The organism is Dactylosporangium sp. NPDC049140 (assembly GCF_040648435.1).
In genome coordinates this window covers 19,516-33,521 of sequence record NZ_JBEZDS010000035.1, presented here as the reverse complement: position 1 = coordinate 33,521, position 14,006 = coordinate 19,516, and the positions used below count along the sequence as shown (strand labels likewise).

General features: G+C 69.3%; 10 protein-coding genes. 6 read left to right on the top strand and 4 right to left on the bottom strand.

The genetic code is table 11. The features are described 5' to 3' along the window. Positions 1-180: 180 nt before the first annotated feature. Complete coding sequence (locus AB0B76_RS39645) at positions 181-1,755, bottom strand: histidine kinase (RefSeq protein ID WP_360385378.1); 1,575 nt, start codon at positions 1,753-1,755, stop codon at positions 181-183. A gap of 446 nt (positions 1,756-2,201) precedes the next feature. Further along, positions 2,202-4,013 (bottom strand): MFS transporter, encoded by a 1,812-nt coding sequence (locus AB0B76_RS39640; protein WP_360385376.1) that lies wholly within the window; start codon positions 4,011-4,013, stop codon positions 2,202-2,204. Positions 4,014-4,083: 70 nt separating this feature from the next. On the opposite strand from AB0B76_RS39640, the gene AB0B76_RS39635 reads away from it, so the two are divergent. From AB0B76_RS39635 to AB0B76_RS39625, 3 genes are all read left to right on the top strand, one after another. After that, positions 4,084-5,499: a PLP-dependent aminotransferase family protein gene (locus AB0B76_RS39635; protein WP_360385375.1), complete on the top strand. Its 1,416-nt coding sequence runs from the start codon at positions 4,084-4,086 to the stop codon at positions 5,497-5,499. Between the two features lie 95 nt (positions 5,500-5,594). After that, positions 5,595-6,026, top strand: a complete 432-nt coding sequence (locus AB0B76_RS39630; RefSeq protein ID WP_360385373.1) for a DUF1003 domain-containing protein — start codon at positions 5,595-5,597, stop codon at positions 6,024-6,026. 33 nt (positions 6,027-6,059) lie between these two features. Then, positions 6,060-6,242 (top strand): hypothetical protein, encoded by a 183-nt coding sequence (locus AB0B76_RS39625; protein ID WP_360385371.1) that lies wholly within the window; start codon positions 6,060-6,062, stop codon positions 6,240-6,242. 64 nt (positions 6,243-6,306) lie between these two features. Here the strand turns inward: AB0B76_RS39625 and glnII are convergent, their stop codons facing one another. Continuing rightward, on the bottom strand, positions 6,307-7,308 hold the full coding sequence (glnII, locus tag AB0B76_RS39620; protein ID WP_360385369.1) for a glutamine synthetase GlnII: 1,002 nt from the start codon (positions 7,306-7,308) through the stop codon (positions 6,307-6,309). Between the two features lie 488 nt (positions 7,309-7,796). Between glnII and AB0B76_RS39615 the strand changes: the two genes are divergently transcribed. Beyond that, positions 7,797-8,792 (top strand): hypothetical protein, encoded by a 996-nt coding sequence (locus tag AB0B76_RS39615; protein WP_360385367.1) that lies wholly within the window; start codon positions 7,797-7,799, stop codon positions 8,790-8,792. A 183-nt stretch (positions 8,793-8,975) separates the two neighbouring features. Here AB0B76_RS39615 and AB0B76_RS39610 read toward each other — a convergent pair whose 3' ends face one another. Further along, a complete protein-coding gene (locus AB0B76_RS39610; RefSeq protein WP_360385365.1) occupies positions 8,976-9,545 on the bottom strand; it encodes a TetR/AcrR family transcriptional regulator in 570 nt (189 codons plus the stop codon). Between the two features lie 90 nt (positions 9,546-9,635). Between AB0B76_RS39610 and AB0B76_RS39605 the strand changes: the two genes are divergently transcribed. Both AB0B76_RS39605 and AB0B76_RS39600 read left to right on the top strand, forming a co-directional pair. Beyond that, positions 9,636-10,601, top strand: a complete 966-nt coding sequence (locus tag AB0B76_RS39605) for a 2-dehydropantoate 2-reductase N-terminal domain-containing protein (protein WP_360385363.1) — start codon at positions 9,636-9,638, stop codon at positions 10,599-10,601. Positions 10,602-11,111: 510 nt separating this feature from the next. Continuing rightward, positions 11,112-13,892, top strand: a complete 2,781-nt coding sequence (locus AB0B76_RS39600; protein WP_360385361.1) for an AAA family ATPase — start codon at positions 11,112-11,114, stop codon at positions 13,890-13,892. Positions 13,893-14,006: the final 114 nt, after the last annotated feature.

Here is a 14,006-nt window from a genome sequence, read left to right as displayed (position 1 = left end):
GCCCAATGGCGAGCGACCAGTTGCCGATGCCAGCGCATGCCTGTGGCGGGGGTGACGAGCCGGTGCGCCGTCAACGCCCGGGGTAGGAGCTTGATCAGGGCGGCGAGCACGCTCGGTCCGCCCTGTCCGGCCGCGGCGTCGGATTCTGCCGGCGCACGACCCGCTGCTACTCCAACCGGGTCACGATCGGTTGAGTGGGAAATCGGCATGCAGGCGGGTGCCCTGGCCGGGCGGGCTGTCGAGGGCGAGGGCGCCGCCCAGTGCTTCGACGCGATCGATGAGTCCGATGAGGCCTGTACCGCGCTTCGGGTCCGCGCCGCCGACGCCGTCGTCACTCAGCGACAGGTGCAGGTAGTTACCCCGAACCTGCACGTGGACGTTGACGAGCGTGGCCTGGGCGTACTTGACGGCGTTCGTCAGCGCCTCCGCAACCACGTAGTACGCCGCGACCTCGACCGGTTCCGGCTGCCGGCCGTCCACGTGCACGTCGAGCTCCACCGGGAGGGCGGAGCGGCGGGCCAGCGTGCGCAGCGCGGGTCGCAGGCCGCCCTCGGAGAGGACCGCAGGGTGCACGCCGCGCGAGATCTCCCGCACGTCGTCGACCGTACCGTTCAACCCGGACACGACGACGGAAAGCCGCTGCCGAAGCTGCGTCAGCTCCGGCGGCACGTCCGCCTGCGCCTGGCGGATGTCCAGCGCCATGGAGACGAGTCGCTGCTGAACGCCATCGTGGAGGTCGCGCTCGAGCCGTCGGCGGGTCTGGTCGGCAGCGAGCACGAGCCGCGCCCGCGACGCGACCAGGTTGGCGCTCTGTACGAGCGTGACCGCCTGCCGGATGATCAGCATTCCCATGACCACGGTCCCGACGACGATCTCGACCCTGTCTATCGCGGTGCCCCGGACGAGCTGGACGATGAACAGCAAGCCCGTACCGGCGACGGGCACGTAGGGCAGCAACAGGTGGCCCCAGCGTGCGTCCGGGCGCACCGCCCAGCGCGGCGTCTCCCGGGTCGGTGTCAGCGCGGCGACTACGGCGAGCGCGGGCCCGGCGACGAACCCGGCATTGGCCAGCGGCGGCATGCTCTGCGCGCCCGCCGACAGCAGGTATGCGACGACGCTGTCCGAGAACGCCACGCAGAACAGTCCGGCTCCGAGAATGATCAGCTGTACCCGGTTCGCCGCCGACGCGGATACCGCGATGACCAGAATGACGATGACGGTCAGCAGCAGATCGGCGACCGGGAACGAGATCGCAACCCAGTAGCCGAGCGGGGTGGCCGCACCGACCCGCACCACCGACCCGAGCGCGGTGGCCCAGGTGAGCACAAACAACGCGCCCACAACAATGAACCCGTCGAGGAGCATCACGAGCAGCCCCGCGGGGCGCCGCAGCGCGCTCTGCGCGGGCCGGTCGGCGGCTAGGACGATGATCGCCGCGAGCGCGAACACCACCAGGATCAGGTTGACGGCATCCGCCGGCGACGGGACCGGCAGCCCGCCGTCGCGGAACAGCTGGCGCCAGGACCAGCGGGACTGCGCGATCATCCAACCGCATGTCGCGACGCCCATCCACAGCCGCCACCACCGCTGCGCGCCGGAACGCCGGGCGGCGGTGATCCAGCAGGCGAGGGTCCCAGCGAGCGCGGCGGAGACCTGCCCGACGTCGCTGAGGAAAAGCGACCACCACGGGTTCAGCAGCCCCGAACTGCTCAGACCGACAACAGCGGCCACCGGCAAAGCGACGATCGCGGACACGGCCAATAAGGGCCTGCTCGACAAATAGGCCAGCCCGGATCGAATATGGCCACAATCACACGCCAACCAGGTTAGCGCGCACGCGTGGGCATCCGCCGCGCCTCGAGCCGATCGTCACGTTGTGGCCGGATCACGACGAAACCGCCACTACCCTCGTGTCATCCGGCCGTCGGTACCGGGTTCTGGCCTCACGGCTGCACCCTGAAACGGCCAGCCCGGCAGCTCGGCCTCCGGCTCACATTCCATCCGGACAAACAAATGGCGCACGCTTGGGTGACTCCGGGCATGCGCCGTTGGGAAACAGTTTGTGTCGAAGGGGGATGTGAACCCCACGCGTCGCATCCCTGCGCAATGCAGGGATACATGCAGCGATCGTACGCAGGCCGGAATACCTCCTGATGATCCAGACCTGGAGCCGGGGCCGGGGAGCCCCGGCCTCGGTGCTCTCAGTCGGTGATGACGATGACGCCCGACGGCGCGTCCAGCAGCTCGACAGTCCGCTCGGCAGCGCGGTCGATCTGGACTCGCGGATCCGCTGGCGGGTGCTCCTCGTTGTAGGTGCCGGGGCCGTAGAACTGCCCATAGCTCAGCACGACACCGCCCTCGGCGAGCACGGAGTGCTCCAGCTCCTTCACGGCTTGGGCGTCGGGCCCTTCGGGTAGCTGCCATGCCACGGTCTGGGCCAGAATCCGGGGCGATCCGCTCTGCCGTGCGGCGTCGATCAGGTTCTGGTTTCCTTCCGTACGGATGCGGGCGTTCCGCCTCGCGTGGGTGCCGATGCTTGCCACGTCGTCCGGCAGATCGGTCAGCTCGTTGAGAATCACGTGGGGTGCGAAGTCCCGAACGGCCTTGATCAGGGCGTCTCGGTCGAAGACGTCGCAGACGATCGGTTCGGCGCCGAGTTCGCGCAGCTGCTCGGCCTTGCTGGCCGAGCGGGTCATGCCGCCGACGACATAGCCGGCCTTGACGAGCAGGGGGATCAGTCGCAGTCCGATCACGCCGGACGCTCCGGCGAGGAATACGCGCTGGTGGTGGGTGGAGGGCATGTGTCTACCTTGCTTTCTTTCCCGGTGGGTACGCCGCTTGATGCGTCGTTGTGCGATAAGGCTGATCAGGGCGAGGAGCACGACCGCGGCGCTGTACCCGCCGACGGTCGCAACGACACCCAGAACGTTGGTGAGCGCTCCGGCGATCACGACGGGCGCCCCGAGTCCGAGGTACGAGACGACATAGATCCCGGCGACGGCTCCGGCGCGCTGGTCCGGGTCGGCGAGCGGGACGATCAGGCCCAAGGCGGCCGTGAAGGCCGCACCGAACCCGAGGCCGGCGATCGCCTGCCCGGCGAACATCGTGGCGAGGCTGCCGGCCGCGGCGCCGACGGCGATGCCGACCGGGCCGATGATGGACGCGATGATGCCGGCGGTCATCGCGGTACGCGCGCGGACGTTGGCGAACGACAGGCCGACGACCACCGAGACCGCCGGCGCGATGAACCCGGCGAGCCCGTCAAGCAGGCCGCTGTCGCGGTGGAAGACGCTTTGAACCATGCTCGGGGCGAGGCCTCCGGAGAGCCCGGCGAGCATCCAGACCGCGGCGACCACCGGTGCCGCGGCGAGGAACTCGGAGCGGGCCCTGGGCGGAACGGCGACATTGGGGATCATCGAGCCGAGCGCACCGGGCCCGCGGCCGATCGTTTCGGGCGATAAGAGGATGGCGATGCCGCCGACGACGGTCAACGCGATGAGCGCAACGAACACGATGGTGTTGGCGTGCGGCGTGAGCTGGATGCCCAGGCCTGCGAGCAGGGAACCCGCGGCCAGGCCTCCGGTGAGCGCGACACTGCCGAGGAGCGGGCCGAGACGTTTCCGCTGGGCTGGCGCGAGCTCGACGAGGGCCGCGGTGAACGCTGCGGTCGCCGCGCCGCTGGCCACCCCCTGCACGACCCGGCCCGCGATCACCCAGCCGACGCCGGGGGCGAAGAGGAACATCAGGTTTGACGCGAGCTGCACGACCAGGGCGCCGAGCAGCACCGGCCGCCGGCCCAGGTGGTCGGAGAGTGATCCCAGGGTGAGGGCGGCGGCGAGGAACCCGATCGCATAGACCGCGAAGGCCACCGTGAGCAGCATCGGCGGGAAACTCCACGCTTTGCGGTAGACCACCAGCAGCGGGGTCAGGGCGCCCGCGGCGAGATAGAGGCTGTTGAACGCGAGCGCGGCACCTGCCAGGGCCAGACCGGGGGAAATGCGATGGGATGACACGGGGACTCCTAGATCCGACGTTGTGCTTCCACGCTAGGGAGCAAATGGTCTGGTAGTAGAATCCATTTCTGTGGGAAAATCGCAGACCAATTCGCTCGCTGAGGCCGGCGTCGACCTCTACCTGGAGCTGACCGGCAGCGGACTACGGTCGGGGTTGTCCGACGCCCTGCGCGAGGCGGTGCGCTCGGGACGATTGGCGCCGGGGACGCGCCTGCCCGCGTCGCGCACGCTGGCCACCGACCTCGGCGTCTCCCGGAGCACCGTGACGGAGACCTACGCTGAACTGGTCGCGGAGGGATGGCTTACCGCGCGGCAAGGCTCCGGCACCCGGGTCGCTCAGCGGGCCGAACCACGCCGTACACCCGCCGTGGCCGCACCGAAGCGGCCCCGGCCGACGCAGGGTCTGATGCCCGGCGCCGCAGACTTCGCGGAGTTCCCCCGCACCGCCTGGCTCGCAGCCGCCCGCCGGGTGCTGAGCGCGGCGCCGCACGACGCCTTCGGGTACGGCGATCCCCTCGGCCGGATGGGACTACGCACCGCTCTGGCCGGCTACCTCGCCCGAGTCCGCGGCGTGTCGGCCGACCCGGAGAACATCGTCATCTGCTCCGGCTTTCACCACGGCCTGACACTGACCGCCCAGGCGCTCAAAGCACGCGGCACCCGATCGGTCGCTGTCGAGGCCTACGGCCTGGATCTGTACCGTGCGCTGCTGCTCGACGCCGGCCTGACCATCCCACCGCTCTCGGTCGACGACCAAGGCGCGCGCGTCGACGAGCTGGTCGCCTTGAAAGGCGTCGGCGCCGCCCTGCTGACCCCCGCCCACCAGTTCCCCACCGGAGCCGTCCTGTCTCCGCAACGCCGGGCGGCCGTTCTCGACTGGTCCCGTACCACCGGCGCCCTGATCCTGGAGGACGACTACGACGGCGAGTTCCGCTACGACCGCAAGCCCGTCGGCGCCCTGCAGGGCCTTGACCCGGACCGCGTCGTCTATTTCGGTACGGCCAGCAAGTCACTGGCACCGGCCCTCCGCGTGGCCTGGATGGTGGTGCCCGGCCACCTCCTGCCGCAGGTCGCGGCCGCCAAGGGACGCGTCGAGACGGTCAGCGTGCTCGAACAACTGACCCTCGCCGACTTCATCACCTCAGGCGCCTTCGACCGCCACGTACGCACCCGCCGCCAGACCTACCGGCGCCGCCGCGACCACCTGATCGCGGCCCTAGCCCGCAGCGCCCCCGACGTCCACGTCACCGACACCCCGGCTGGCCTCCAGGCGGTACTCCGGCTCCCATCGCACACCGAACCTGCGGTCCTGGCGTCCGCCGGCCGCCAGGGCCTGCAGATCAGCTCCCTCTCCGACTTCCGCCACGAGTCACTGACCAGCTCACCCTCACCTGACGCTCTGGTAGTCAACTACTCGGCCGTCTCGGACAGCGCCTGGGAAACCACCCTGACCTCACTCTGCAACGCCATGCCTCGGCGCCCCTGACCCGCCGGCGAAGTTATGCCGATCTTCGGCGGCACCGTTCTCAGGAACCGCTTGTAGGATGCGCGTCACCCGACAGCCGTCCTCCGGAGTGAGTTGTGGCCGACGAAACCTCCCGCCCCCGCCATCCGGTCAACGTCGCGCACGAGGCGAAGATGGCCGCGAGCCTCCAGCTGCGTGTCGCTGACGCGGTGACCGCCTTCGCGGGCTCCATGCCGTTCGTGTACGTCCACGCCGTGCTGTTCGCCGTCTGGATGCTGTGGCTGGAGCGCAGCCCCTGGCCGACGCTCACGCTCGTGGTGTCCCTCGAGGCGATCTTCCTCTCCACGTTCGTGATGATCGGCCAGAACCGCCAGGCGGTGTTCCAGCAAGCGAAGGCCGACCACGACTTCAACGAGCAGGAGCTGGAGCTCAAGACCAACACTGAGCTGACCCGCCAGATCCACGTGCTGACCACCGAGCTGCACCGCCGCCTGCTCGCCGAGTCGTCGCCGGAGGGCGGCGAGGCCACGACGGTTGCCCAGGCCTGATACAGGTGCGGGAGACGGGCTGGGCGGTGCTTGGTGACGAGCTGGTTGACGGCATCGCTGAGGTTGTGGACCAGATGCCAGCTCCGCCCACCCGGCCTGCTCGACCTGAGCGGCCACGCAAGCGAGCTGGCTGAGCTGTTGCCGTGGCTGGCCGCGCTGCTCGACCAGGGCGACGCCGGCTGGTCGCGGTGGGCCGTGCCGGCGGAGCGAGGCTGACCGCCGCGACCGGTGGAAGGGGTGCACGCTACTCCTCGCGCGGCACCCCTTCCTTGGCGGTACGTCAGCCGGCCAGCGCGCCGCAGCAGGTCTCGATGATGAGGCGGGTGGTCACGTACGGGTCGCAGTTCGCGTTCGGACGGCGGTCCTCGATGTACCCTTTGCCATCCACCTTGACCTGCCAGGGGATGCGGACCGAGGCGGCCCGGTCGGAGACACCGTAGCTGTAGACGTTCCACGGGGCGGTCTCGTGCATGCCGGTCAGGCGGTGCTCGATCTCAGCGCCGTAGCCGGCGATGTGCTCCGAGACGCGCTTGCCGAGCGCCTCGCAGGCGATGATGATCGCGTCGTAGTTGTCGCGCATCGCGTTGGTGGAGAAGTTGGTGTGCGCGCCGGCGCCGTTCCAGTCGCCCTTGACCGGCTTCGGGTCGAGGGTGGCGGCGACACCGAAGTCCTCGGCGATGCGGTACAGCAGCCAGCGGGCGATCCACAGCTCGTCGGCGACCCGCGGCGCGCCGACCGGGCCGATCTGGAACTCCCACTGGCCGGGCATGACCTCGGCGTTGATGCCGGACAGGTGCAGGCCGGCGGCCAGGCACAGGTCCATGTGCTTCTCGACGATCTCGCGGCCGTGGACCTCGTCCGCGCCGACGCCGCAGTAGTACCCGCCCTGCGGAGCGGGGAAGCCAATGGGCGGGAAGCCGTACGGCCGGCCGTCCTTGAAGAACGTGTACTCCTGCTCGATGCCGAAGATCGCCTCCTGGTCGGCGTACATCGCCGCGATCTCGGCGCAGGCGGCCCGGGTGTTCGTCGGGTGCGGCGCCATGTCGATGGTGAGCACCTCGCACAGGACCAGCACGTTGTCCCCGCCACGGATGGGGTCAGGACAGGTGAACACCGCCTTCAGCACACAGTCGGACTTGTCGCCGGGCGCCTGGTTGGTGCTCGACCCGTCGAAGCTCCACAGCGGAAGCTCGGCGCCGTCGGCGACGATCTTCGTCTTGGAACGAAGCTTCGCGGTCGGATGGGTGCCGTCGATCCAGATGTACTCGGCCTTGAACGCCATTACTGGTACCTCCCTCGGGGACTCGTGAGCTGGGCGCGGCGACGCGGCCGCACACCGACGAAACCGCCGACACGCTCAGCCGGTCGGTGCGGAGTCCGCGCATCGGTCTGAGCCGGTGCATCAGGCGGCTGTCGGCGGCTTCGATTCCACGGCCCGGTACAGGCACCGCCGGACACCGCTCACTGTTCAAGCCTGCCTCGATCACGCCGAACGGCGTATGCGACAGAGCCGCTCGGTGTCCCTGGCTATCCTGCGCAAGCGTGGCGCCACTCGGTGACACGGCTAACCGCCAGGTGGATCACGAAGCCTTCAAGAGTTTGCCGCCGGTTTGCCCGCCGTCGAGAGTGCGCCGGCGCGGCGGCCGCAGCCGTCACCTCGGCATCAAGCGCTTATACCTCCCCGAGCTGGGCAGGTCTCACATGTACCGGTGAGCGGCCGAGCCCAGCACGGACCCGGCCACAAAGGTGAGTCTCTCTTGAAGGTAGGCCGTGGCCGTGCGGGCTTTCTGGGATGCGCTGGTAGCCAACATCGATCGTTTGACGTTGGCCGGGTGGATTCAGATCATCTCAGCCATAGGTGCGGTCGCCGCGGCGATTGCCGGCGCCTCGGCCGCTCGCTCGGGGCGCGCCGCGGCCCGAACCGCTGCCAAGCAGTTGCCGGAGTTGCAGAAACAGGTCGAGATCAACGCGGCTCAGGCGAAAGCCGCCGACGAGCAGGTCGTCCTCGCTCAAGAAATGCTGAAAGCCGCCACGGTGGCGGTCCGGGAAGCGGCACGCGCCAGGACGGACGAGCGGGCTCCCCTCGTCGTCGCGCTGTTTGAGGCGCCGCAATGGCCCCCACTGATCGATGCGACGCGTGATCGGATGCCCAATGGAAACGAGTTGCGACTGCTTGACCATCGTGCTGTGGCGCAGGCCGAAACGGCCTCACCAGCGCGGCTCTTCGCACAAAATGGGGAGCGCAACGGGCTCATGTGGTTTCAGACCCGGGGCGTACTGATCAACGAAGGCGCGACCACCGCACGGGTGCGACTCGGTGACGAGGCCCAGTTCGTGGAGGAGACCACCGCGCGGAGAGAGCGCCTCTTGCGACCGGGAGAGGTAGCCCAGTTCGAATGGGGCGCGGGTCACACGATTGCGGAGTGGGCGGACGCCCGCGAGAAACCCGACCCGCCCAACCCGCTTGGCGCCTGCTTCTTGACGATCACCGTATTCGACTCGTTCGAACACGGCATCTTCGACCACATTCACGTCGTCATGAGCGGCCGGCCGATCGTCTCGGTGGACGACTCTTTCGACGAAGTGAGGCTCGCTTCCCGGGAGTCCGAGGCGGAAATGGGAGTCACGGTCTTCCCCACCCGGCGGACGTACCGGTCCGACGGTCCGCGAAGGGACCCTCTCCCATGGGACGACACGTACGCGGCATGGTGGAGGGAAACGGCATGGTGGAAGGAAAAGGGACGGCGCGCCACGGAGCCTGCGTAGGATGCGCTCCAGGCGCGGCCATCTCGTCGTCTCGGCTGCCCGACGACCGGTAGCCGTGGATGCTGAGGCTTTGCCGTGTCGATTGCGGGCAGCGCCCGGGGACCGTTGTGACAGCAGTGTTGTTGGCTGGCGGCGGGTCGTCTGGACCAGGTTCTACCGCCAACGACCTCATGTCGCACCTTGTTATAGCGGGCGGCGCAGCCCGTCCAGCACGAGGGTGATGACATCGTCGGCTTCGGCCCGCCAGTCGGGGCGGTCGTGGGCCGCACCGATGCCGTGCAGCGCCATCATCACGGCCCCGGCATTCACGTCGTCGCGAACAGTGCCGTCCCGCACGGCGGCGGCCACCAGGTCGGTGACAGCCTGCTCCAGCGCCCGGCTGCCCTCGGTCATGGTGTCCGAGCCGCTGGCCATGAGCGTGGCCAGCGTCCGGGCCAGACCCTCGTGGGCATCTATGTGGTCGACCATGCCGCGTAGGAAGGTCGCCAAAGCCTCCGCCGCGGGCAGCGTGTCCTGTAGCTGGCGGGCGCGGCCGCACAGCGCGGCGACTTCCCCGTGGTAGACCGCCTCGGCCAGTGCCTCCCTGGTGGGGAAGTGGCGGTACAGCGTGCCGGTGCCCACGCCGGCCAGGCGGGCGAAGTCATCGAAGCGCAGGTTGAAGAAGTCGCCGGTGTCGAAGACCTCTCGTGCCTTGGCGAGCAGGGCCTCGCGCTTGCGTTGGGCGTCGGCACGCAGCGGCTTGTCGGCGGTCATGCGCTCCCTCGCGTTGACAAATGGAGATGACCTCCATATTTTGAAAAGTGGAGATGACCTCCAATTCGATCGTACCCCACGAGGTGCAGCGTGAAGATCCTGATGTTCGGGCGAGGCGTGATCGCCACTGTCTACGGCTGGGCCCTGCAACAGGCAGGACATGACGTCGAGTTCTACGTCCGACCGGGTCGCGCGGCGACGTACGGGGACGCGGTGGGCCTCGACCTGTTCGATACGCGGCGCCGGGTGTGGGGGCAGCGCGTCGTCGAGAAGTGGCCGGTGCGCTACCGCGAGGCGCTGGAGCCGGACCACGACTTCGACCTGATCGTGCTCAGCGTGCCGCACCACCGCCTCGCGGGCGCGACGGCCTTCCTGGCCCCGCGTGTCGGCCAGGCCACGGTGCTGATCTTCGGCAACATCTGGACCGAGCCGCTGGCCGCGATCGGCGCACTCCCGCTCGACCAGATCGCCTGGGGCTTTCCCCAGGCCGGTGGCGGTTTCGGCGCGGACGGCGTGCTCCACGGGGCACTGCTGCCGTCGGTCGTCTTCGGCACCCTCGGCCAGCCCCCGACCGACCGGGAACGGGCCGTGCGCCAGGCGTTTCGCGAGGCCGGGCTCCGGATCAAGGAGCAGCCTGACTTCCGCGGCTGGCTGTGGGTCCATTTCGTGTCGGATGCCGGCCTGTTCTCGCAGGGCCTGCGGCTGGGTTCCCTGTCCAAACTGGCCGGGGCAACGGGCGACCTGCGCGAGGCGCTGCTGGCCGGCCGCGAACTGCTGCCGCTCCTCCAGGCGCGCGGCCTCGACCTGCGACGGCACCGGGGCGGTGTGCTGCTGTTCCGGGCGCCCACCTGGCTGACGGCACCCGTGCTCGCCTGGCTGACTGTTCATGTCGCGCCCGCGCGCGTGAGCCTCACGGCGCACTCCGACCCCGACGCCGAGGAGCCGCGTGAGGTCTGCCGGGACACCCTGGCCGAAGCACGACGGTTGGGCATCTCGGTACCGCGACTGGAAGCGGCGGAACCGAACTTCGCCCGTGAGGAGACGGGTCGAGTCTGAATTTGCCGATGTTGTCGGTCACTTCGTTAGGTCGGCGTGTTGTGGTGACCTAACGAGGGGCGCTGTTGCATCTGGCGATCAGGGGACGCGCGTCGCCGGGCTTGATGTCAATGAACCGACTCTGACCGTTGTGGTGGCCACGCGAGCCGTTGGATGCGGATGCCAGGATCTGCGGTCCGGCTTCCCGGCTGACGGCGGAGCCGTATGGCAGTCGCTGTGGGGCGGCGAGCGCGCGAGTGGCCCGGCGCGTCGTACGTCCGATACTCGGCGTACGCTCCGAATGCCAGTTCGCCCGGGGAGTATCGGAGCGTGCGCGCAACGGTGAACGGGGACGAGGTAGCTGTCGACGAGATCAGTGGCACGACGAAGTGACCAAGCTGGTGAAGGTCGCCATGAAGTGGACGCGATCATGACATCGGTTGGACCGCTTTGCCGCTCGGTCACCTGGTTGACCTGGGAACTCCGGGCGCCGGATGGACACGCTGCACCGGCGACTGGATGCTCGACCCTGTGAGCGCGACGGCCGGTCAGCGTCTCGTCGGGCGCGACGACGAGCTGCGATCCCTGTTCGGACACCTGGACGGGGGCGGCTCCTGGGGTCGCGCGATCGGGCTGCTCGGAGAGCCCGGGGTGGGCAAGAGCGCGCTGCAGGCGGCGGTCGTGGAGCATGCGAGGTCTCTCGGGTTCACCGTCCTCACCGCGCGCGGCAGTCAGTCCGAGACGCACCTTCCGTTCGCCGGCCTTCACCAGGTGCTCCGGCCGTTGTTGCCTCACGTCGACCGGCTGCCGGCCATGCAGCGTGACGCCCTTCTCGCCTGCTTCGCCATGAGCGACTCGATCGAAGTCAACCCATTCTTCACGTTCCTGGCGGTCTTGGAGCTGCTCGTCGACTCGGCGAGACAGGCGCCCGTCCTCGTGTGCCTCGACGACGTCCACTGGATGGACCAGCCTTCGATCGACGCGTTGGCCTTTGTCACCCGCCGGATCACCAGCGAGCGGGTGATCGTGTTATGCACGTCCCGGCCCGAGTCCCTGCCGTTCACCGACGCCCACACGATCGAGTGGATGGAGTTGCACGGCATCGACGAGACCGCATCGGTCGCATTGCTGGAGGCACGGGCGCCACACCTGCCCCCGGCGGTGCGCGATCGCGTGCTGCAGCAGGCCCGTGGCAATCCGCTCGCCCTGCTCGAGTTCGCCACCGCATTGGAGTCGGGGCGGTACGCGTGGACCGAGCTTGAAGATGACCTGCCCATGACCACGCGCCTGGAACGGGCGTTCGCCGCGCGTGCCGAGCACCTCGACCCAGCCGTACGCGCGGTCCTGACGGTTGCCGCGGTCGACGACGGCGATGACATCAACGACGTCCTCGCGGCCGCGCAGATCCTCCATGGTTCCCCCCTCGACCGCGCCATGGCCCAGCCCGCGTTCGAGCACGGACTCCTGACCGTGGTCGGCGACCGGTACAGAATCGTCCACCCGCTGGTCGGTTCAGCCCTTCGGCGGGCCATGCCGCTGGCCACACGCCAGCAGGCGCACGCGGCGCTCGCGCGCGTCCTGGCCACTCATCCCGACCGCGCGGTGTGGCACCGCGCCTCCTCGGTGTCAGGACGTGATGAGCAGATCGCGGCCGAGCTGGAGCAGGCGGCCGACAACGCCCAACGCCGCGGTGCGGTCGCGTCTGCCGCCGCCTGGCTTGAGCGGGCGGCCGCGCTGAGTCCGGATCCGCAGTCACGAGCCGCCCGTCTGCTCAGCGCTGCGGAGCTCGGCTACCAGTTGGGCCGGTACAGTCAGGTTGAGCAGGTCAAAGCGCAGGTCACGGGGATGACGCTGCGACCGCGGGATCGGTCCAGGTTGACGTGGCTCGAGGGTGTCTTCCACGACGGCTCCACGGGCGAGCCCGCGGAAGTACGTCACCTGGTCGACATGGCAGAACACGCCATAAGCGCGCAGGACTTCGACCTCGCCATGCAGCTGCTGGTCGGTGCAGCCCGGAGGGTGTGGTGGCGCGACCCCGGTGAGACGGTGAGGCACGAGATCGTCCAGGCGGCCCAGCAGGTTGGCCTGCCGGCCCACGACCCGCGGCTGCTGGCCATTTACGGGCTTTCCGAGTCCCATGAGCAGGGGTCGATGGTCATCGAGCAGCTCGCGCGGTGGCCCGCGGACGCCGGCGGGCGGCCGGATCTGGCGGGCCTGCTGGGCATCGCCGCGTTCTGCACCGGTGATTTCCGCCGTGCCGTGGGTTTCCTGTCCACGCCCGTCCAAGAGCTGCGTGCGCAGGGCCGCATGAGCCTGCTGGCCGAGGCGCTGGCGATACGGTCATGGGCCGAGATCTACCTCGGGGTCTTCGACGTGGCGAGCTCGGCCGACGAGGCCATGCGGCTCGCGGACGAGACGGGTCAGTCACTGTGGGCCGCCACCGCACGCATCGCCGTGGCACTGATCGACGCGGTGGGCAGGGGCTGGGACACACGCCACGACCTGCTCTCGGAGGCCGAGCACGTCGCCCTGCGGACCCCGAATGCCGCCTCGTCCCTGCTCGCCGGCGTGCAGCTCGCTCGTGGCATCGCCGAGCTGGGCGCAAACCGACACGATCAGGCGTACAGCGAGCTTCACCGCGTGTTCGTGCCCGCCGACCCCGCATTCCAACGGGTGCAGCAGGTGTGGATGCTCGGCTTCTTGGCCGATGCCGCCGTGCACACCGGTCGCCGTGCCGAGGCGAGGTCGGTGTTGGCCTCCATGGAGCAGATTGCGGGTGTGTCCCCCTCGACGGGGTCGACCATCGCCCTGGAGTACTCGAGAGCCGTGCTGGCAGACCGCGCATCGGCCGAGTCGCAGTTTCAGACCGCCATGGACGGCGCGGCTTGCCGCCTGCCTTGGCATCGAGCTCGTGTCGACCTGGCCTACGGCTCGTGGCTGCGCCGGCAACGACGCGTCGTCGAGTCCCGTGAACCGCTGCGGGCGGCGAGGGCCGCCTTCGACGCCGTAGGCGCTCGCACCTGGGCGCGGCGAGCCGACCAGGAACTCCGTGCCACGGGCGAACGTGGGTGGCAGCCGACGTCGAACCCGCGCGAGCTGCTTTCGCCGCAGGAGACCCAGATCGCTGAGCTGGCCGCGCAGGGGTTGTCCAACCGCGAGATAGGCCAGCGCCTGTTCCTGTCACACCGCACGGTCGGCTCACACCTGTACCGAATGTTCCCGAAGCTCGGCGTCACCTCCCGCAATCAGCTCGCCGCTGCGCTGACCAACCACGGCGGCCAGTCCCCGCCGCGGCCACCTTCAGTCATCTGACGCTAGCCACCCCCCAGACACCCGCGGACCGCGGGCAGATGACTCAGGCCCGCGACGGAAGTCGGCGGGCCCTCCACCGTCCTACCGTGCTTGCGACAGGTGTGGCACCGTCGC